Source organism: Anaerotardibacter muris (genome assembly GCF_943192915.1).
GTDB classification, from domain to species: domain Bacteria; phylum Actinomycetota; class Coriobacteriia; order Coriobacteriales; family Eggerthellaceae; genus Anaerotardibacter; species Anaerotardibacter muris.
Genome location: NZ_CALPCD010000002.1, coordinates 238,337 through 259,841 on the forward strand (window position 1 = coordinate 238,337; position 21,505 = coordinate 259,841).

At 54.4% G+C, this 21,505-nt stretch carries 16 protein-coding genes and 1 tRNA gene; 10 read left to right on the forward strand and 7 right to left on the reverse strand.

Going from position 1 to position 21,505, the window contains the following annotated elements:
• The first annotated feature begins 145 nt into the window (after positions 1–145).
• The 5 genes from htpG to NFR25_RS02930 all read left to right on the forward strand — a co-directional run bounded on the left by htpG (position 146) and on the right by NFR25_RS02930 (position 7,606).
• Positions 146–2,050, forward strand: a complete 1,905-nt coding sequence (gene htpG, locus NFR25_RS02910; protein ID WP_251197753.1) for a molecular chaperone HtpG — start codon at positions 146–148, stop codon at positions 2,048–2,050.
• A 238-nt stretch (positions 2,051–2,288) separates the two neighbouring features.
• A complete protein-coding gene (locus NFR25_RS02915) occupies positions 2,289–4,370 on the forward strand; it encodes a polysaccharide deacetylase family protein (protein ID WP_251197754.1) in 2,082 nt (693 codons plus the stop codon).
• 92 nt (positions 4,371–4,462) lie between these two features.
• On the forward strand, positions 4,463–5,260 hold the full coding sequence (locus NFR25_RS02920) for an ABC transporter substrate-binding protein (RefSeq protein WP_251197755.1): 798 nt from the start codon (positions 4,463–4,465) through the stop codon (positions 5,258–5,260).
• 61 nt (positions 5,261–5,321) lie between these two features.
• Positions 5,322–6,833, forward strand: a complete 1,512-nt coding sequence (locus NFR25_RS02925; protein WP_251197756.1) for an amino acid ABC transporter permease — start codon at positions 5,322–5,324, stop codon at positions 6,831–6,833.
• 2 nt (positions 6,834–6,835) lie between these two features.
• Positions 6,836–7,606: an amino acid ABC transporter ATP-binding protein gene (locus NFR25_RS02930; RefSeq protein ID WP_275556931.1), complete on the forward strand. Its 771-nt coding sequence runs from the start codon at positions 6,836–6,838 to the stop codon at positions 7,604–7,606.
• 98 nt (positions 7,607–7,704) lie between these two features.
• On the opposite strand, the gene frc (NFR25_RS02935) is transcribed toward NFR25_RS02930, so the two are convergent.
• From frc (NFR25_RS02935) to oxc, 4 genes are all read right to left on the reverse strand, one after another.
• On the reverse strand, positions 7,705–9,030 hold the full coding sequence (frc, locus tag NFR25_RS02935) for a formyl-CoA transferase (RefSeq protein ID WP_251197757.1): 1,326 nt from the start codon (positions 9,028–9,030) through the stop codon (positions 7,705–7,707).
• Positions 9,031–9,235: 205 nt separating this feature from the next.
• A complete protein-coding gene (gene nifJ / locus NFR25_RS02940) occupies positions 9,236–12,853 on the reverse strand; it encodes a pyruvate:ferredoxin (flavodoxin) oxidoreductase (RefSeq protein WP_251197758.1) in 3,618 nt (1,205 codons plus the stop codon).
• 191 nt (positions 12,854–13,044) lie between these two features.
• Positions 13,045–14,154, reverse strand: a complete 1,110-nt coding sequence (locus NFR25_RS02945) for an AEC family transporter (RefSeq protein ID WP_251197759.1) — start codon at positions 14,152–14,154, stop codon at positions 13,045–13,047.
• 98 nt (positions 14,155–14,252) lie between these two features.
• Complete coding sequence (gene oxc, locus NFR25_RS02950) at positions 14,253–16,025, reverse strand: oxalyl-CoA decarboxylase (protein ID WP_251197760.1); 1,773 nt, start codon at positions 16,023–16,025, stop codon at positions 14,253–14,255.
• Between the two features lie 376 nt (positions 16,026–16,401).
• On the opposite strand from oxc, the gene frc (NFR25_RS02955) reads away from it, so the two are divergent.
• The 4 genes from frc (NFR25_RS02955) to NFR25_RS02970 all read left to right on the forward strand — a co-directional run bounded on the left by frc (NFR25_RS02955) (position 16,402) and on the right by NFR25_RS02970 (position 19,408).
• On the forward strand, positions 16,402–17,763 hold the full coding sequence (gene frc, locus NFR25_RS02955) for a formyl-CoA transferase (RefSeq protein WP_251197761.1): 1,362 nt from the start codon (positions 16,402–16,404) through the stop codon (positions 17,761–17,763).
• 261 nt (positions 17,764–18,024) lie between these two features.
• A tRNA-Met gene (locus tag NFR25_RS02960) sits at positions 18,025–18,101 on the forward strand.
• Positions 18,102–18,633: 532 nt separating this feature from the next.
• Positions 18,634–18,834, forward strand: a complete 201-nt coding sequence (locus NFR25_RS02965) for a helix-turn-helix transcriptional regulator (RefSeq protein ID WP_251197762.1) — start codon at positions 18,634–18,636, stop codon at positions 18,832–18,834.
• Positions 18,835–18,844: 10 nt separating this feature from the next.
• Positions 18,845–19,408: a hypothetical protein gene (locus NFR25_RS02970; RefSeq protein ID WP_251197763.1), complete on the forward strand. Its 564-nt coding sequence runs from the start codon at positions 18,845–18,847 to the stop codon at positions 19,406–19,408.
• A gap of 63 nt (positions 19,409–19,471) precedes the next feature.
• Here NFR25_RS02970 and NFR25_RS02975 read toward each other — a convergent pair whose 3' ends face one another.
• A complete protein-coding gene (locus NFR25_RS02975) occupies positions 19,472–19,717 on the reverse strand; it encodes a hypothetical protein (RefSeq protein WP_251197764.1) in 246 nt (81 codons plus the stop codon).
• Complete coding sequence (locus NFR25_RS07470) at positions 19,714–19,905, reverse strand: phage integrase SAM-like domain-containing protein (RefSeq protein WP_420840601.1); 192 nt, start codon at positions 19,903–19,905, stop codon at positions 19,714–19,716. The genes NFR25_RS02975 and NFR25_RS07470 overlap by 4 nt, the downstream gene beginning before the upstream one ends.
• A gap of 180 nt (positions 19,906–20,085) precedes the next feature.
• Here NFR25_RS07470 and NFR25_RS02980 point away from each other — a divergent pair, with 180 nt between their 5' ends.
• A complete protein-coding gene (locus tag NFR25_RS02980; protein ID WP_251197765.1) occupies positions 20,086–20,763 on the forward strand; it encodes a DUF3800 domain-containing protein in 678 nt (225 codons plus the stop codon).
• A gap of 274 nt (positions 20,764–21,037) precedes the next feature.
• Here NFR25_RS02980 and NFR25_RS02985 read toward each other — a convergent pair whose 3' ends face one another.
• Positions 21,038–21,346, reverse strand: a complete 309-nt coding sequence (locus NFR25_RS02985; protein WP_251197766.1) for a thioredoxin family protein — start codon at positions 21,344–21,346, stop codon at positions 21,038–21,040.
• Between the last annotated feature and the right edge of the window lie 159 nt (positions 21,347–21,505).

Consider the following 21,505-nt stretch of genomic DNA (forward strand, 5'->3'; position numbering starts at 1 on the left):
CACGGAACTGAAAACGCTTTATTAGCACTCTACCTATTAGAGTGCTAATTTCTTTAGTGACAAAAAAGTGGGTAAGAAGGGCCGCCCCCCGATCCGTCCCAACATATCCACACCAGCGAACGAACGAAGCAAGAAAGGACCGTGGATGAAACAGTTTAAGACCGAGAGCAAGAAACTGCTCGACTTGATGATCAACTCGATCTACACCAACCGCGAGATCTTCCTACGCGAACTGATCTCTAACGCATCGGATGCGGTCGATAAGCTCTATTTCAAGAGCCTGACCGATTCTTCCATCACGGTATCCAAGGACGACCTGTTCATCACCGTTTCCTTCGACCGCGATGAACGCACCATCACCGTCGAAGACTCGGGCATCGGCATGACCAAGGCCGAGCTTGAAGAGAACCTTGGCACCATCGCTCATTCGGGAAGCCAGCAATTCAAAGCCGAGAACGAAGAGCAACAAGGCAAAGATGTCGACATCATCGGTCAGTTCGGCGTGGGCTTCTATTCCGCCTTCATGGTTGCCAAGAAGGTTACAGTGAACACGCGCGCATGGGGCGCCGATGAATCTTGGAGCTGGACCAGCGATGGCATCGAAGGTTACTCCATCAAGAAGGGCAAGAAAGAGACGCACGGCACGCAGATAGTGCTGGAACTGAAGGACAACACCGAAGAAGAGGATTTCGACCTGTTCCTCTCCGAACCACAGCTGAAAAGCCTGATCAAGCGCTACAGCAACTACGTGCGCTATCCCATCAAGATGGAATGTCAGAAGTCCGTCGAGATGCCCAAGCCCGAAGATGCAGGCGATGACTATCAGCCGCAATACGAAACGGTCACCGAAGTGGAGACCATCAACTCGATGATCCCCATCTGGAAGCGCCGCAAATCTGAAGTGAGCCAAGAAGAATACGACGAATTCTACAAGTCAGATTTCCACGACTACGCCAATCCCTTGCGCACTATCTCCATACACGCCGAAGGCACCTTGGCCTACGATGCGCTGCTGTTCATCCCGAGCCACGCACCTTACGACCTATATAGTAAGGACTACAAGAAGGGCCTGGCGCTCTACACCTCCAACGTGCTGATCATGGAGAAGTGCGAGGAGCTGCTGCCTGATTATTTCAACTTCGTGCGCGGCGTGGTAGACAGCCAGGACCTGACGCTGAACATCTCACGCGAGACCCTGCAGCACAACGGCCAGCTGCGTGCCATCGCCCAAAAGCTTGAGAAGAAGATCAAGTCCGACCTACTGAAGATGCTCGAAGATGACCGTGAGGCATACGAGAACTTCTTCAAGGACTTCGGTCGCGGCATCAAATACGGTATCTATTCAAGCTATGGTATGGATGCGGACAAGCTCTCTGATCTGCTGCTGTTCTATTCAGCGACCGAAAAGAAGATGGTCACGCTAGCGGAATACCTGGAAAAGGCTGCCGAAGACCAGAAGTCCATCTTCTATGCGGTGGGCGAATCGGTCGATCGCCTGGCGAAGATGCCCATCGTGAAGAGCGTCATGAACAAAGGCTACGACGTGCTGCTGTGCACCGAAGACGTGGATGAATTCTGTCTGATGGCCATGAATAGCTTCGATGAGCGTCCTCTGAAGAACGTGGCTGGCGGCGATCTGGATCTAGAGACCGAAGACGAAAAGGAAGCAGCCGAGGCGATCACCAAGGAGAACGAATCGCTCTTCACCGCCATGGCTGAAGCGCTCGATGGAGCCGTGAAGCGCGTTGCTGTTTCTACGCGCCTTTCCGAAACGCCTGCAGCCGTTACCACCGAAGGGCCGATCTCACTCGAGATGGAGCGCATGATGGCCATGGGCCCTGATGGTGAGCGTATCAAAGCCGATCGCGTATTGGAGCTGAACCCACAGCATCCCATCTTCGAAGTGCTGAAGAAAGCTCAGGAGGCTGGCGATTCTGAAAAGGTATCCCTCTATTCCACCATCCTCTACAACCAAGCATTGATCGTGGAGAACATGCCCATAGATGACCCAGTTGCCTACGCGCAAGCGGTCACATCCCTGATGGAATAACGGGGACGGGTTCATTTCTGTCCGGGACACTTTGGGGACAGGCTCAGAATCCTATTCGGGGACTGAGCCTGTCCCTTTTTTGTCACGGACAGAAATGAACCCGTCCCCCGAAGCGAGCATTTTTTCGTTATACATGAACAAAGCGTGGGATTTTCGCATTTTCACTACAAATTCGGAGTAGAATGGTGCCCAGTTCAATGAATGATTTCTAGTAGCGAAGACACACGAAAGACCGACCATGCCTCAAGATCATCATTCTTCACGCCCCCATCGTCGCCCTTCCCCTACGCGTCGTCGTCCAGAACGGCGATCGGTCGAACGCGAAGTGGTCCAGAGCGATGAGTTGTCATCAACGAGCGGTGCGCGTCTGATCTCGAGCGAAAATCCCTACGATCCCAGCATGAACCCTCATGCATCCGCATCCTTCTCGGCGGTTTCGGGCGCAGGTGCCCCACATCCTAAATCTCCCGCAGGTCGCGCGCGCCAGCAATACGAGGCCAGCAAGACAGGCGACATCCCTCGTGTTACCGTGAATTCCGAATTACCGCCTTCTTATACAGGCGAACACCCCGCCGTTGCAGGCAGGCATGCTGCAGTTGCCCCCGACCAGCCCACTGGTACGGGAAGACACGCAGCGATCGGCCGCGGACAAACGAACCCCGCAGCTCATCGCACCGGCGGCATTCCGCGTGTTGCCGCAAGCGTCAGCTCGACAAGCCCGCAAAACCCCAACGCTACTGGACAGACTCCTCGCGTGGCAGCTCACGCGAATCCTCACCCTTCGCGCACAGGGCAGCAGGCACCTGTCATGGGCACGCACACCGAAGCGCCTAAGCGCTCTCCGCAACAACCCGTCCAACCAGCCACCCACGGCTCTCTGCAGCAGCCAACTCAACAGCTTGCCCAGCAGCCAGTACAAGGCCCTGAAAGCACCAGTTCTTTCATCCCTGCTACTGCACAGCTGAACAGCGATCCTCATTCAACGGGTGCCCATCAAGCCTATCAAGACTACACAGCCGCAAGCGGCCGCTATAAAGCGCGCCCTCATGTGAACGCTGGCAAGCCAGGCCATGGCAACGACCGCAGCCAAAGCGTTCACGCTGGTCAGGGGGGCACGGGAAGTTTCCTGCCCGTTAATGCCCAAGCGCAGCATTCCCGCCGTCGCAAGAAGGGCATACCTCGCGTCGTCGCCATCGTTGCTATCGCTATCGCAGTGGTCTTCGGCGGCTGCTTCGCATTCAATCAGATCGTCTACGCTGGCCCCATCGAGGCTACGGTCAATGGTGAGAAGGTAACGCTTCAGGGCAGTGAACGCTCCATCGAAGGACTGCTCGACAACAACATCGTCAGCGTGACGCCCGGCAATTATGTAGCGGTAGACAACTCGATCATCCGCGAAGGAGATGGCCAGCGCTGCAGCGCGCTGATCAACGAACAGCAGGTCGACTTGAATGCCCATATCAACGAAGGCGATTCTGTAGTGGTCTCTAACGGCGGCGATGTGATGGAAGAATATGTCGATTCCGCCCCCACTGTCTTGCCCGCAAGCTATACGCGTGAAGGAGATTGGGGTGCGCTCCATGTCTTCTTGCCTGGTCAGGATGGCGAAATGGTAACGCGTACGGGTTCTGAATCGGGCATCACCGTCGATCAGGTGACCAAAGAGAAGATCGACGAACGCCTGGTCTACTACAACGCGGATACGAACGGTAAAAAGGTGATCGCGCTCACATTCGACGATGGTCCTTGGGATGGATCCACCGAGCAGATCCTTGACATCCTGAAAGAGAACGGCGCGAAAGCAACCTTCTACACCATCGGCAATCAGGTTTCCGAACATTCCGATTCCATCAAGCGCATGGCCAGCGAAGGCCACGAGATCGCAACCCACACGTGGGACCATGCGGATGGTTCTGGCAAAGGTGTCTCGCTCGACTTGATGAGCACCACTGAACGTCAACAAGAAGTTGAGGAGGGTCTTGCCGTGATCGAAGAGATATCGGGCAAAGCGGGAAGCCTCTTCTTCCGCGCACCCGGCGGCAACTTCGGACAAGACACCGCATCCGATCTGATGGCCCTGATCGATGGCGAGATCGGCTGGAACGTAGACACCGAAGATTGGCGCAGACCAGGCGCAGATGTCATCGCTGAGCGCATCAAGAGCGTCCAGCCTGGCGGCATCGTATTGATGCACGATGGCGGCGGCGACCGATCCCAGACCGTTGCAGCTCTGCGTGAAGCGCTCCCCTACCTGAAGAGCCAGGGCTATGAATTCGTCACCATCTCTGAACTGATCGAACAATACCCCTACCAACAATAGCGGGCAAAAAGGGTCACACCCCCGTTTGTCCACTCCAAACCGTGCGACTTTCGTTTTATACTAAGTGAACTGTAAGAAACGAAAGGAACGCTATGAACATCAAGAAATTTGGTGTGGTCGTCCTGCTCGGCGCCCTTGTTGCTTCGTTCGGCCTCTTCGGCTGCTCGAGCAACAACGCAAGCTCCGATTCTTCCGATGACTACACCCTCCTGAACGATGGCGTGCTGGTCGTGGGTCTTTCCCCTGACTATCCGCCGTTCGAGAACCTTGAAGGCGACGAACTGGTCGGCTTCGAAGTTGAGCTCGGTCAGGCTATCGCTGAAGAGCTTGGCCTCCAGTACGAGAACAAGAACCTTCAGTTCGACGCGATCATCCCTGCAGTGACCGCAGGCGGCCAGGTTGACATCGGCATGTCTGGCTTCACCGTTACCCCTGAACGCGCAGAGCAGATCGACTTCACCGACACCTTCTACATCGACGACCAGGCTGTGGCCGTTATGAAGGACGAAGGCATCACCAAGGACAACGCCGCAGATGCACTGAACCAGGAAGGCGTCATCATCGCTGTTCAGTCTGGCACCACGGGCGAAGTCTACGCTCAGGAGAACTATCCCAACGCAGTGATCCAGCCCTATGGCAACTCCACCGACTGCTTCGCAGCGATGCAGTCTGGCCAGGCTAACGCAGTCTGCACCAATAAGGCTGTTGTCGAGAAGATGATCAAGGATGCATACCAGAACGCAGAGATCGTAGCCACCAGCGCAACGGGCGAAGAGTATGCGATCGTCGTTTCCAAGGACAACCCCAAGCTGACCGAGGCTATCAACGAAGCACTCAAGAAGCTCCAGGAGAACGGCACCATCGACGAACTCACCGCGAAGTGGTTCTAATCTCTTGAACTCGCGCCCTCCTCACCATTTGGTGGGGAGGGTTTTTTATTAAGGACACATCATGCAACAACGCATATCTTCTGCTGCTGCCGTGCTGATGGCCTTCGTGGTCGCTTGCGCGGTGGCATTCGTTGGGCTCACCGCACTGCCCGCTGATGCTGAAGCGCTCGACACTGCCAAGTGCACCGCGCGCCCCAACGCTGATGGCTCGAGTGAGGTAAAAGGCGCTACCGAGACCCGCATCACGTGGGAAGGCCAAGCGGCCGAGGATGAGAGCATCAAGGGCATCACGCTCACGCTTCCTCAGGGCACATCGTTCACCACCAAGAACGCGCGCATCACCATGCTCTCAGGCGAAGACCTGATGCAGCGCACGAACATCGACGCGAGCTTCTCCCAGGAGGGAGACTCCATCGTAGCGACCTTCGACAACGCTGCTCCTGCTGGCGGCTATTTCCGCTTCGAAGTCTACGAGGTGAAGTTCCCCGCTACTGGTGGCGCCATGGAGCTTACTGGCACCTATGAGCTGGCTGATGGCGACTATAAAGAGATCGGCGAAATACCCGCTATCAATGTAGTGAGCGTGGATCCTGCAGAAGAATTGTCCAGCTACCTGGGCAAGCAAGAATGGGTCCAGGCGTGGAATTCCAACAAGTTCCTCCACCTATTCCTTGATCCCACCATCTTGGTGACCAGTTTCCCCGTGGTGGTCAAAGGCTTCTTCATGGCTTTGGGCATCGTGCTGGTAGCGTTCCCCTGCGCGATCCCCTTCGGCCTTATCTTGGCACTCATGCGCATGTCACGTCTTCGCGTGCTGCGCGGCATCGCTACCACCTACGTGAACGTGGTCCGCGGCACCCCGTTGTTCCTGCAGATCTACATTGCATTCTTCGGCTTGCCACTGGCGGGCATGCAAGTGCCGCCTTTCCCGCTGGGCGTAGTGGTGCTGGCCATGAATTCGAGTGCGTATCTATGTGAGATATTCCGCGCTGGCATCCAGTCCATTCCCAAGGGGCAATTCGAAGCTTCACGTTCGCTGGGCATGAACGGTGCGCAAACGATGCTCTTCGTTATCATCCCGCAGACCGTGCGCCGCGTTATCCCCACGATGACCAGCGAATTCATCCTGCTTTACAAGGACACTTCGCTGCTTGCGGCAGTAGGCGTCATGGAAGTGGTCATGTACGCGAAGACCATCGTGGCAGCCACTGGCTCCATCACGCCTTATATCGTTGCAGCTTGCTTCTACCTGGTCATCACGCTTCCGCTGGCTAAGATCGTTGGTCATCTGGAAGATCATCTAGCAAACAAGGACGCGGGTGGCTCCAAGAAGAAGAAACGCAAGAAGCACAAGGCCCCTGCCCCGCTCGACCCTGAACTCGAAGGCAATCTTGCGGTAGCGAGCGAGTCGCGCTTCGGAGAGAATCTTCGTGCTGCCGAAAAGGCGATAGAAGCCAAGGCGGTCTCAGCTGCAGACTCCTTGGTCGAAGAGTTGCATGCCGAAAAAGAAGCCGCCTCTGCCGCATTGCGCGGCGCTTCCTCCCTGGCCACTGAGAGCGGAAAGGCGGAGTAGCGATGAGCGAAATGAACAATCATCACGTGACCGATGAAGTGGTCGTACGCATCGAGAACCTGACCAAGAGCTTTGATGAGCTACAAGTCCTGCGCGGCGTTGACCTGGAAGTGCATCGCGGTGAAGTGGTGGTGATCTTGGGTCCTTCTGGATCGGGTAAGTCCACGCTCTTGCGCTGCGTGAATCTGCTCGAGGTTCCCACGTCGGGCAAGGTCTTCGTCGAAGACACCGAGATAACCGCCAAGGATGTGGATATCAACAAGGTACGCGCGAAACTGGGCATGGTGTTCCAGAGCTTCAACTTGTTCCCGCATCTTACCGCCAAGAAGAACGTGATGCTGGCACAACGTAAAGTGCTGAAGCGATCAGAGGCCGAAGCAGAGGCTAAGGCGATCGAAGAGTTGACCAAGGTTGGCTTATCCGAACGCGTTGACTATAAACCCAGCCAGCTTTCGGGCGGCCAGCAGCAGCGCGTGGCTATTGCTCGCGCACTGGCCATGGATCCCCACGTGATGCTCTTCGACGAGGCAACCAGCGCGCTCGACCCTGAGCTGGTTCGTGGCGTTTTGACCGTCATGAAGGATCTTGCTCGTGAAGGCATGACCATGATCGTGGTCACGCATGAAATGGGCTTTGCACGCGACGTGGCTGACCGCGTCATCTTCATGGACGGTGGCGTGATCGTGGAGGAGGGCACTCCCGAAGAGGTCTTCGACCATCCCAAATCTGACCGCACCAAGGATTTCTTGGGTCATATCGTCGAAGTTGCTTAGCGGCCACTTGTTGCAACCCCGAAGATTCCCGATCGATCTACAAAGAAGGCGACCCATATTGGGTCGCCTTCTTACGTTCGGCATGAAGCCTTCGGTGCTTACTTGGCAGCTACCAGGTCAGCCTTCACGCCGTTGTTAGAACCGATGACCTGCTTGGTCTCGAGTTCCTTGATCTGATCGGCGGTATAGCCGAGCGCAGTAAGGATCTCTTCGTTGTTCTCACCCAGGTTAGGAGCACGCTTATAATCAGGAGCGAAGTTGCTCATCGTGAACGGCAGACCGATGGTCTTGAAGGAGCCACGAGCCTTATCCTGATCGATCTCGACGATGGTACCGTCGGAATTCAGGTCGGGGTCGTTCTCGAGCTCGTACCAGTCCATGACCGGGCCCACCGGAACGCCCTTAGCGCCCAGTTCCTTGGTAAGGGTGTACTTGTCGTACTGCATGGTGTATTCCTCAACACGCTTGTACACTTCTGCCTTATGCTCGTCACGCGCATTCGCGGTGTTGAACTTCGGGTCGGTCAACCAATCTTGGAAGCCCATTGCGTTGCAGAACTCCTCGAAGCCCTTTTCAGACTGCTGGATAACGATGTAAACGTATGCGTTGGGGTCGGTCTCCCAGCCCTTTGCACGGTAGCACCAGCCAAGGACCAGGCCGCCTTCTGCATTCTCACCACGAGGAATTGCCTTACCCCACTTGATGTTGGGGTATGCAGCGTAGTAAGAAAGCTCGCCCAGGTTATCCAAGATCAACTGGTCACGAAGCTTGATACGGCACAGGTTCAGAACTGCGTTCTGCATGGACTGATAGACGTAGCAGCCCTCACCAGTCTTCTGACGCTGAAGCAGCGCAGAAAGAATACCGATGAGCAGATGCATACCGGAGTTAGAGTCGCCCAGTGCAGCACCAGACTGCGTAGGAGCAGTGTTGTCGCCCGTATTCCAACCAGTGGAAGACGCTGCGCCACCAGCGCTCTGAGCAACAGGCTCGAATGCCTTCACATGCTCGAAGCGGCTGCCCTGATTGAAGCCCTTCAGAGATGCCATGATCAGCTTCGGGTTCAGCTTATGGACCTCGTCCCAACCAAAACCGAGCTTCTCAACATCGCCAGGACCGATGTTCTCGACGAAGATGTCTGCATCTTTCAGCAGATCGGTAAGGATCTTCTTGCCTTCAGGATCCTTCATGTCCAGCGTAATGGACTTCTTGTTCGCATTCAGCTGAAGGAAGTACAGGGAATAGGAACCGTCAACGTCGTTCATCTCGCTACGCGTTGGGTCGCCGCCGTTTACTTTCTCCAACTTAATGACTTCTGCGCCCATCCATGCCAAGAGCTGAGTACAAGAGGGACCAGACTGAACCTGCGTCCAGTCGATGACCTTGATACCAGCCAGGGGGGCGGTATTCGTTGAATCTGCCATATCAATACACCTCGGTTCGGTAGGTTGTCACAAGCCTTTTGCTTGATAACGGTACAAGATTCATTCTAGGCACGAAAGAAGCTGGCCTTACCCGCAATGAGCATCGTAGAACCAATCGTAAGCCCACGGTTGCCCTCCTGTAATAAACGAAGGGACACCGCATAGCGATATCCCTTCATCTTGCTGCTGGCTTATATGGAGCTTCCTAAAGCGCCGAAGGATCATTTATAGGCTTATAGACCTCTACCTCACGGGTAAGATGCTCGAAATCTTGCATCACTTCTTTGGAAAGTTCGCTATGCAAGCGCTTAGCTCGAGTTGGTTCGCGATCCATCAAAGTGGCGAAGCGATCCTGTTCGTCCAAGAAATCCTCGAGCTTACCATCGGGCGTTTTGTAGTCGATGATGAGCGGATCTTTGCCCGCGTCTGCAAGACGTGGATCGAAGCGGAAGAGCGGCCAATAGCCTGAATGCACTGCTTCCTTGGATGCCGACATCACCGTGGACATACCTTCCTTCAAGCCCCACGAGATGCACGGACACAATCCGATGACGATAGAGGGGCCATCATAGGAATCCGCTTCGTGAAGCGCCTGGATCAACTGGTTCATGTCTGCACCCAAGCACACCTGAGCCACGTAGACATAGCCGTAATCCATGCACATCTCTCCCAACGGCTTGCGCGGCGTGGGCTTGCCATCGAGCGAGAAACCAGAGACCGAACCCAGTTGAGTTGCCTTGCTCATCTCGCCACCAGTGTTCGAATAGCCCTCGGTATCGAGCACCAACAGATTGATGTTCTCACCAGAGGCGATCACTTCGTCCAGGCCGTCATAGTCGATGTCGTATGCCCAACCATCGCCGCCCACAGCCCAAACGCTCTTCTTAGCAAGCACCTCTCCGTAATCGGTGATGGTATCAGCCAGCTTTTCCGCCTCCGCCGAAAGCGAGGGGCGCGCTTCTTTGAGCGCCGAGAGTAATTCAGCACCGATGCTCTTTGACCGAGCAGGATCTTCGGCGGCCTTGAGCCAATCCTCCATCAGGTCGTGGACCTTCGCTGGGAGGGCACCAGCACCGAGCGCTACCGCATCCTTCACAGCAGTTTTCAGTATGTTTCGCCTGATAGATACCGCCTTCATGATGCCATACCCATATTCAGCGTTGTCCTCGAACAACGAATTGCCCCAAGCCGGACCATGGCCATCAGCCGTAGTGGTATACGGCATCGCGGGGCTGTAGGCGCCCCAGATGGAACTGCAACCAGTAGCGTTAGCGATGATGAGGCGTTCACCAAAGAGCTGCGTGAGCAACTTCACATAAGGGGTCTCGCCGCAACCACCACAGCACCCCGAGAACTCCAAGAGCGGCTTGCGCAACTGAGTGCCTACCACCGTGGTGTCGGGCATACGATCATCCTTCAAGCTGATGTGCTCTTGGGCGAAGCTCAAGTTCTCGATCTGTGGTGCAAGGTCTTCATCAATGGGATGCATGGTCAATGCCTTGCCTGGAGCAGGACAATTATGTGCGCAGCTTCCACAACCCACGCAATCCTGAGCGTAATTCTGGATGCGCAACTGCAAACCCTTCAAGGATGGATTCTTCGCATCCACGGTAACGAAGGACTCTGGCGCGCCCGCCATCTCTTCTTCAGTTGCAAGATAGGGCCTGATAGCGGCATGAGGACATACGAACGAGCACTGGAAGCACTGCACGCATTTCTGCGGATCCCAGCGCGGCGTATTGTTCGCCACGGTACGCTTTTCGTATTGTGAAGTTCCTGGCGGCACCAAGCCTGCGGGGTCGAAAGCGGAAACGGGCAGCTTGTCGCCTTGCAAATGCTCGATGGGCCAAAATACCTTCTCCAGGTAATTCTCGAAGGAAGGATCTTTCGGCATCGGAGCCGCTCCTTCGGCGCCTTTCGAAACAGCTGCTTTCTGATCTTTCGCATCCGGATCCGTGGCACTGCCCCACGACGCTGGATAGTTCACCTGCTTCAGTTCGGAAAGTGCGCTTCGGATCGCTTTGATATCTGCCTCGATCACCGCTTGACCCTTTTCGGCATAGGTCACTTTGATCTGTTCTTCGAGCTTTTCGATGGCCAGATCAAGATCGATCGCGCCCGAGAGCTTGAAATAGACCATTTCCATGATCAGATTGATGCGTGCACCAAGTCCTAGCTTCTGCGCAATGCCATTGGCATCGATGATGAAGAAGCGGCTCTGCTTATCTGCGATGCTCTTGCGCACGCTAGCGGGAATCTTCTCTTCAAGCTCCGCCTCGCTCCACGAGGTATTCAGCACGAAGGCACCGCCCTCTTTCAGCCTGTCGAGCATCGAATACCCGCGGCGCACGTAGATGTCCTTATGGCACGCCAGATAGTCGGCATCGCTAATAAGATAAGGCCTGTTCACGGGCTTGTCTGCCACTCTCATATACGAAATGGTCAAACCACCCGACTTCTTGGAGTCGAACCAAGAATATTCCTGTACGAACTTGTCGGTATTGTTACTGATGATGGTGGCTGCCATCTTGTTCGCGCTGACGGTACCATCAGAGCCAAAGCCGTAGAAGACCGCCTGAGCCATATCCGCTCGAGGCAGATCGAGCGGCTTGCCAACATCCAACGAAAGATGGGTCACGTCATCGTCGATGCCTACCGTGAAGCGCGTCTTGGGCGAAGCTGCTGCCATATTGGCGAACACTGCCTGCACCATGGAAGGATCGAATTCCTTGGACGAAAGCCCGTAGCGCCCGCCGATCACCTTCACTTCAGGACGAGCGGCGAGCACCGCTGCAGCAACATCCAAGAACAGCGGCTCGCCGAGCGATCCAGGTTCCTTGGTACGGTCGAGCGCGCACACCACTTTCGCGGTCTTGGGAAGCGCGCCCAACAGATGCTCAGCCGAGAATGGACGATACAACCGCACCTTCACCAGGCCCACCTTCTGACCTTGGCCATTCAGATGGTTCACCACTTCCTCGACGGTGTCGCAGCTCGATGCCATGGACACGATAACGTATTCCGCATCGGGCGCACCGACATAGTCGAAGAGCTGGTAGTGCCTGCCCGTGAGCTTGCCCACTTTGTCCATATTGGCCTGAACGATATCCACCAGATCGTTGTAGTGGACATTGGCTGCCTCGCGATTCTGGAAATAGATATCGGGATTCTGTGCCGTACCACGAATCTGCGAACGCTCAGGCTCCATGCAGGATGCCCTAAAGCGCTTCACCTTGGTGCGGTCGACCAATGAAGCCATGTCCGCATCAGCGATAACGTCGATGGTCGCCACTTCATCGGACGTGCGGAAGCCATCGAAGAAGTGCACGAAAGGCAGCGAACCATCGATAGCGCTCAGGTGAGCCACGAGCGAAAGGTCCATGCATTCTTGCACGTTGCAACTTCCCAGCATCGCCACGCCCGTTGAGCGCACAGCCATCAGATCTTGGTGGTCGCCGAAGATCGAAAGCGCGTGGGCTGCGAGCGAACGCGTGGTCACATGCAGAACGCCAGGCAGCAATTCGCCCGAGATCTTATAGAGATTCGGAATCATCAGCATCAGGCCCTGACTTGCCGTGAACGTGGATGCCAGCGCACCGCCTGCCAGTTCACCGTGAAGCGCACCAGCAACGCCTTTCTCAGACTGCATCTCCTTCACGTCAACGGGCTGCCCGAACATATTCTTCTTTCCCTGGGAAGACCACGACTCCACGGTCTCGGCCATATGAGATGCTGGTGTGATGGGAAAGATCACCGCCGCATCGGAAAGAACGTAGGCCGCGTGGGCTGCGGCGGTCATGCCGTCCATTGCTCTTCTGGTCATGGGCTTCTCCTTTTTCCTTGAAGCGTGCTCTTAGCGGATCACATGAACACGCTCATCTTTCATTCCATTGTATCGGTAACCCGTAGGCAGTGCGGCACCACTTATCACCGTACCGCTTATACAAAAATGGCCCACGCCAGAGCATGGGCCATTGTAAGAACAACTTCCCTGTTTCATTTCGTAGGTTTGAACTAGACCATACCTACTACCACGGGGACCAGCCATATCCACAAGATGCACGTGACCGCGAATGCCACGGTGGAAACTGCCACCGAAGACGCGCCCTCACGAACGTAGATGTTGTAACGGCTGGAGATGATGATGCCAGAGAATGCAGGAGGCAAAGCCACTGCCATGACCAGCATGGAAAGCTTGTCAACGTCGCCGCCCATACCGAACAGCAGGCCTGCACCCAAGAACACTGCCGGGGTCAGGACCAAGCGGAAGAAGGTGTTCCACCAGGTCTCAACGCTGAAGCTGAACTTGACGGTAGAAAGCGCAAGACCAGCTGCCAGAACTGCCAGACCAGAGTTCGCCTTCGCGATAAGGTCGAACGTAGGATCAAGTTCGTCAGGGACCTTGATGCCCAGAAGAACGAAGACCACTGCCAGCAGCGGAGCCCAAACGACAGGCTGCTTCAATGCATTCACCACTGCTGCAACGTTGGGGTTGCTGATGGCGTGATGCGCCTTGCCCTTGTTCGAAGAAGTTGCAAGGATCTCTGCCTTCTTGTCAGTAGTGGACTTCTCGTCGACTGGGACCTTAGCATCGCTCGTTGCTGGCGTGCCAGCGCCCGCCGTTGCGGTTGCACTCTTGCCGGCCTTCGCGAGCGACTTCTGCTGACCAACATTGATCAAGTAGTAGCCGATCGGGATCGTGATCGCATTCACCACGATGGAAACGATGCCGATGACCAGGTCGGTGCTGGCGGTTGCGCCATAGATCGGGTCCAAAACCGCGAATCCCAAAAAGCCGATGGTCGGCGAACCTGCGATCAATGCACAAACTGCTGCTTCCTGGATGGTGTGATGGAAGATGAGCCTACATAAGAAGAAGCTCAACATGAACATTCCAACGATTCCTACGATACTGATGATCGTCAGCGTAAGGTCACTTGCGAGCATCTCGCGTGATGCCTTGACGATCGAAATGAACAAAGCTGCGGGTAACGCGATGTTCAACACAACTTTATTCAGTCCCTGCCTTTGATCATCATCGAAGAATGTGACCTTGCCACAGATGTAACCTAAGATCATGATGACCAGAATCGGGACGATGTCCTCTATGATTATCTTTTCCACGACCACCCCTCCTAACTTTCACTCACTCTGGGAGCCTTTAGGGTGAAAGGCTCCCAGATAGTTCCATTTCTACAGCGCTCTTCGCGCGGATGAATTCGTTAACCGATCTGACCAGTAGCGTTAAGGTCTTCCATTTCGTTGCCACCTGCCAAAGGACCAGTGACCGGCTGCGGGTTCAGATAGCTGATGTGACCTGATTCCTTACCAGAGTGGATCGAGAGCTCGCAGCAGACCATAGTCGGCTTCTTGGATGCCACACCTTCTGCAACGTACTTCTCTACTTCTTCAGGAGTGGTCGCATAATATGCCTGGCCGCCGAATGCTTCCATGATCTTCTCGTAATGGCCCTTTGCCGAAAGGGTAAGAGGCGAAGGATCGCCATCGTTGCCAAGGTTCTCGAAGTCGCCACGGTAAACGCCGCCGTTATTCAGGACCACTACCGTCACCGGCAGGTTGTAGCGGCACACCGTTTCAACTTCCATACCATCGAAACCGAATGCGCTATCGCCGTGGATCGAGATGACCGGCTTACCCGTGGTCACCGCAGCGCCGATCGCATAGGGAAGACCAACGCCCATAACACCCCAGGTGCCGCAATCGAGTCGATGACGCGGCAGGTACATGTCTACGATGTCACGGCAGATATCCAGTGCGTTCGCACCTTCATTGGTGATATATACGTCATGGTTCGCATCGGTGACCTTCTTGATAGCGCCCAAGGCGTTGTAGTGGGTCATGGGAACTTCAGTAGAGTTCACGCGCGTTGCGAACTTCGCGTTGCTAGCCTCGCTCTTCTCGACGATGCCCTGCATCCAAGCGGGGTCAGCCTTGAAGGGATGTGCTGCCAGATATTCATTGAACAGCTTCACCGTGGACTTGATGTCGCCAACCACTGGAGCAGCGATGTAGCGTGAGTTGTCGATCTCTTGCGGGTCGATATCCACCTGGATGAACTTCACATCGGGGTTCCATTGCTTGCCCTTGCCGAAACCGAGCATCCAATTCAGGCGAGCACCCAGCATGACCACCACGTCAGCTTCGCGCATGGTGGCACCACGGTCGCTCGCTGCATTCTGAGGATGATCATCGGGCAGCAGACCCTTCGCCATGGACATTGCCAGGTAAGGTGCGCCTACCGATTCGACGAACTGCTTGATCTCATCGTCTGCCTGAGCATAAGCTGCGCCCTTGCCCAGATAGATGAGGGGCTTCTTTGCTGAAGCCAAAAGCTTCATCGCAGCTTCAACGCTGGACTCTGAAGGGATCACTGCTGGAGCGGGGTCATTGACCGCATAGATGAGCTGATCGGCTTCTGCCTGGGGCATGGTCTGACCGAGCATGTCGCCAGGAAGGTCGATGTAAACACCGCCAGGGCGTCCAGAAGATGCGGCGCGGATCGCGCGTGCGAATGCCAGCGGAATATCTTCGATCTTGTCGACACGATAAGCAGCCTTAGCGAACTGCTTCGCATAGTTGTATTGGTCCATGCCTTCGTAGTCGCCTTCGCCCATGTCGATCAGTTCACGCGAAGATGAGCCGCTCATCATGATAACGGGCCAACCATTTTCGGTAGCTTCTTTCAAAGGGATGATGCCATTCAGGAATCCTGGAGCAGAGACCGTCAGGTAGATGCCAGGCTTACCCGTGATGAAACCTGCAGCTGCTGCAGCATTGCCTGCATCAGATTCATGCCTCAGGCCAATATACCTGATGCCTTTGCCCTGCGCGATACGAGCGACGTCGGTGACAGGAATACCGATAACGCCATAGAGCTTGTCCATGCCGTTCTTCAGCATGGTCTGCACCACCATGTGCATGCCGTCGGTCATCGTCTGATCGCCAGGGTTCGTGGTTGCGTTTGCACTTGCCATTTTATTTCCTCCTTTAAGGATGGTTCTTATCAAAGCGTTTCGAGTTGCAATGATCGGGAGGATGCGAATGGCTGGTGGCCTGCTCTTCCAAGCATTGTTTCGCGAAGGCTTTTGCTTCCAAACACCCTTTACGTTATTCCTCTGTCGCAGAATGAACGACCAGGATCGCCCTACGTTGCCTCGCGGTTACCTTTTTGGGGATTTGCTGACGCATAGAGACGGGCAAAAAGAGAAAAGCGATGGCCTAAGGTTACGCATCGGTGAAGGCTGCAGAGCCAGAACCGCCGCCAAAATGATTCACGATAGAATGGTAGAGCCGGTCACGCGATCGGCTCAATGAAGTGAAAAGCCCACCACAAAAGTAAAGGCGGACATCATGGCTACCAACTCAGATACCATTCTCAAACCAGCCGATAAACCCGATACCCCAGCAAAGCTTCGCGAAGATCTTGCTGTCCCTGGCGAAGTTGCCACAGCGCCGCTCGATGGCGTCTTGGTCATCGACATGACCCAGGTGCAATCAGGTCCTACCTGCACGCAGATGCTGGCATGGTTCGGCGCTGAAGTGATCAAGATCGAGAAGCTCACTGGCGACCAGACTCGCGGCGAACTTCGCGATATCCCTGGCGAAGACTCGCTCTACTTCCTGCAGCTGAACAGCAACAAGAAGTCATTGACCTTGAATCTGAAGACCGAAAACGGCAAGAAGATCATGGCCGACCTGATCAAGAGCGCCGACATCTTCGTTGAGAACCTTCATCCTGGTGCCATCGAAGAGCTGGGCTTTGGTTGGGAAGATGTTCACAAGATGAACCCGCGCGTGATCATGGGTTCCATCAAGGGATTCAATCCGCATTCACGATTTGAGAACCTGAAGTGCTTCGAGACCGTTGCTCAGTCCACGGGCGGTAATGCCACGGTAACAGGCTGGAACGAAGGCGACTACAACGTGCCCACCATGGCTGGTGCTTCCACTGGTGACGCGAATTCGGGCATGCATCTGTTAACGGGCCTGATGGCTGCGCTCTTCCAGCGCGAGAAGACAGGCAAGGGCTGCTATGTATATCAGTCCATGCAGAACGCCGCGATGAACTTGTGCCGCACCAAGCTTCACGATCAGATCCTGCTCGATAAGACCGGAGTGCTGCCAGAATATCCCACCTATCCCGATGGCAAGACTGGCGATACCGTACCACGCCAGGAAAATTCCGAAGGTGGCGGAGAGATCAGCTGGATCTACAAGTGCAAGGGCTGGGAGACCGACCCGAACGCTTATGCGTGCGTCATCGTGCAGTGGGATGAAGCAGGCTTCGAGAAATTCTGCCACGCTATCGGTTTCGAAGATTGGCTCACCGATCCGAAGTTCTCCACGTCTACCGAGCGCTTCAATCATAAGAAAGAGATCCGCGCAGCCATCGAGAAATTCACCATGACCAAGGACAAGTATGAGGTGGCGCAGATCCTCGGCGATGCAGGCGTGCCCTGTGGTCCTGTGCTCAGCTGGAAAGAGATCGAGAACGATCAGGAGCTGAAGGACGCCAAGATGATCGTAGAGGTGGACGAAGGCGGTAAGCGCGGCACGTACCTGACGCTTGGTTGCCCTACGTTCTTCTCGAACTATTCCCCCGATATCACGCGCGCTCCGAAGCTGGGCGAAAACAACGTTGAGATCTTGACCCGCCTGGGCTATTCCAGCAGCGAGATCGATCAGCTGAAAACCGACAACGTCATCGCCTAACCAGCCCTGGGGACAGGTCCCAAACCGTCCGGGACACTTCGGGGACAGGCCAGGAGTACCAAATGGGATCTCTGGCCTGTCCCTTTTTCGTCCGGGCCAGTTTGGGGCCTGTCCCCTTTTCGTCCGATACTAACCTCATCGCAGCTTTCACGCTGGTCGACCGTTCACACGATGGGTACTTGTACGATTCCAGGTAAGCGACTAATATAACTAACTGTCGCTTTTCATTCTTGTGAATGGGCTGGCGGCAACCACATACATTGCGGGGTGGAGCAGTCTGGTAGCTCGCCGGGCTCATAACCCGGAGGCCGTAGGTTCAAATCCTGCCCCCGCGACCAAGAAAGACCAGGTCAGGCGTTTGTTTTTAGCCTGACCTGTTTTCTTCTTAGGGCGAATTTAGCCCTGGCTTACACGGGGCTTACACAGTGAATTCAGAAAATGCCAACTTTCCTCATCGTCTCGCTCCTAGGGTGCATTGTCGCTGCGGTTCTTGTCAGCGTGGGAAGCTCATGGCTCACAAGCCAGCTGTTCGGCTCTTTTGGCATTACGAGGTTCTCTCTTGATACGTCCCCCTTGCTGATTGGCGGCCTTGTTTGCGGGCTTGTTCTGATCTTTTCGTGGCTGCATACTGGAGCGCTAGGAAGGTCAAAGACGTTTCAACGAGCATCCTCATAACCGAATAGCTGGAACAGGCTCTAACATGTACGCATCTCCGAGAGATGAGGGTGGGACAAAATGTCTCACCCTTTTTCATGAGATGCGAAGCGACAGGTAAAGCCCAAATGCGCATGCCTTGACAGAAGTCCGATGCAATATATAATTTGCAATGTAAGATATATTTTGCATTTAAACTCGCTGTCTAGGAGTGCCATGAAAGGCGAAAAGAACTTGCGAATGAAGAACGCCCGCAACGATGCCGGGCTCTCGCAGACGGATCTAGCAGAGCGCGTAGGGGCTACGCGTCAAACTATCGGGTTGATCGAGGCGGGCAAATACAACCCTTCGCTCAAGCTATGCAAGGCGATATGCCAAACACTTGGAAAGACACTCAACGACCTGTTCTGGGATTAAGGGGGAAATGATGAACCTTATCAAACGATGGAATGCCTTCATGGGCCCTAAGGACGAGCGCCTTGAATCAGAGTCCAACCGCTGCATGCGCGTCGGCTACACCATATTGCTCGCAGGGGCGGGAATCGCTGCCTACTACGGGATCATGGTCAACCAGGTTGCGGACACGACGGACACCCCGATCTACACCAGCGTCGGCCAAGATGTATTTCCGGTATCGGGCGTTATCGCCGTGGCCATTCTCGTATCCTGTCTTATTACTCTAGGGATGCAGATGAAGGCGGGTATCGTTGACGAGCATGTGCGCATGGCGACCATCGATCATGTGCCTTGGGGTTTCTGCGCCATCATTGGTGTGATTAGCGGCGCGATGTTGGGAGTCATCACTGCGACCATGCGCATGCTGGCGGAAATTCAGATCGTTGGCATTGAGAACGTGACTTGGGCTGGCGATCTGGCTATGGGTGTCGTTTTCTTCGTGATGGCATTTGTCCTGGGCACCTTCGGAACTGCCGCATATATCAAGTCCGCAATCGTTGGGCGAGCCAAGCAGGACAGTCTACTCGAAGATTAGATTCAGATAATTTGACCGATCTCCTTGGTGCTGAGACAAAATGTCCCAGCACCAAGAAACTGTCTAGCCTGCCTTTTCAAGAACAGCGAGCATTGCTCTGAGCTCCTCGACGGAGAACGGGATGGATTCTGGTGTGATGCCCTCTAACCGTTTTGGATCGAATTCCGCGTTCTGCTCTTCCATCTCAGCCCTGCGCTGTTCAACTTCACGTTGAAAAACGCTGCAGATATCATCGAAAGCACCTTCGATATACTTGACCGCTTGCTGTTTGGCTTCGGGATCCACATCAGCATAAATATCGAGAGTCATGGAAGGATTCGCTCCTCACGCGAGAGGGAGTTGATGGGTGTTTTAACACGTTTTGGCGGCTTACAGAAGTTGCAGGGGTTCTTGGTAAGAAGCTCTTGCGCGATGGCGTAGTTGAGAGCTTGCTTTAAGAGCCTGAAGCACTTCGAGATACTCTTCGGTGAGTGGCCATCCTCGGACATCTTCGCCATCCATCGGTTTGTCTACGTCTTCGCTTCTCAGTGGTTCACGCTGGCGGGTGTTTCTTTTGAGTAGGGTCGGCATTTTCACGCGTTGCTTCTGTTACGTATGGTATAAATGTATCGGCGGCTGAATAAGCGGCTATCAAGCGCCGGGGGCTTATCCCCCGGCATTTTCATTAAGGGGTCCATTTGAAAGAGCTTAGCGTCTTTTGCGATGAATCAGGCATTCAAGAAGGTGGGTCGAAATACTACCTGGTAACCATGGTGATGCATGACCAGTCGAATTCGCTAATCGATGCACTTAATCATTATGAGCATTCACTTGCAAAGCGAGATTTACCCGATATTCCGTTTCATGCTACCCCACTAATGAGAGGCTATGATCAATATAAGAATCTCGACATGGAGATGCGTAAGAAGCTTCTCTCCTCATTCGGAATCCTCGTTCAACGTCTTCCGATTCATTACAAGAGCTTTGCTTTTAAAAGCAAAGAGTTCAAAACTGCAGACACTCTGCAAGTGCAGCTGAGGCGCAAGATGGTTGATTTCTTGTTTGACGAGATAGACCTCTTGCAATCCTTCGACATCGTAAAGGTCTATTACGACAACGGTCAAACCGCCGTAACCGCTGCCCTCCATGCAGCCATGGAGTATGTCTTATCTAAAGATGTACCGCTTTATCGCGATTCTGATTACAAAGCCTATCGTCTAGCGCAAGTCGCTGATTATCTTTGCGAGATTGAACTTGCTGCAATCAAGTACGAGAACCATGACGAAACGCGAACCGATATAAAGTTCTTCGGTAGTATCGGATCCTTTAAGAAGAACTGGTTGAAGCAAGCAAGGCGAAAGAGCATCGACAGATAAGAAAGCTATCGATGCCTCTCATTTTGTCCTGATCTTTCCTATTCCCGAATTCTTAAAAAATTGAGCTTTTGGGAATAGCACGTTTCGGCTCCGTGAGAACGAAGCACTCGAGAGCTGCAGCGAGTGAAAGGTCGCAATGATTACTTGTCCGAATCGACTGAAAAAGCTACGAAATTCAGTCGAAACGGACACCCAAAGTCGGTGCAGATGGGCACGAAAGCCTGTCCAAATGCACCGCATTCTGCGCGATAGGCTTAGCGCAAAACGCCTTCAGTTAATTCGCTTTCACCATCTCTAGTAAGGATGGCAGTGGCCATTCGCCAACGTGTTCGGCAACGGGCGCACCATTCTCGAACAGGACATAGGTGGGAAAACCATTCGGTGCGTATTCTTGAGCAAGCTCCGGATTCTTATCCACGTCCACTTGGTACACGGACACCTCGCCACGCAGCATATCGGCAGCTTCATCGGTGATGGGCTGCTGACGCTGGCAATGCGGGCACCACGTGGCAAAGAATTCCACCAGGACTTTGCCTGTTGCTACCTTCTGTTGAAAATCTATCTGAGAAAGTTCCGGTTGCATGATGATCGCTCCTTAGGATCGCCTTATGAATCTGTTCTTACTGTAGTTGCTGCACCCTGGCCTCCAGCGCTTTTTCGTAAAGCGTTTATCAGCGCGCGCAAACACGTTGCCCGACCGTAAACTAGACGATAGCGCGACAGCGAAACGATCCCCTTCTTG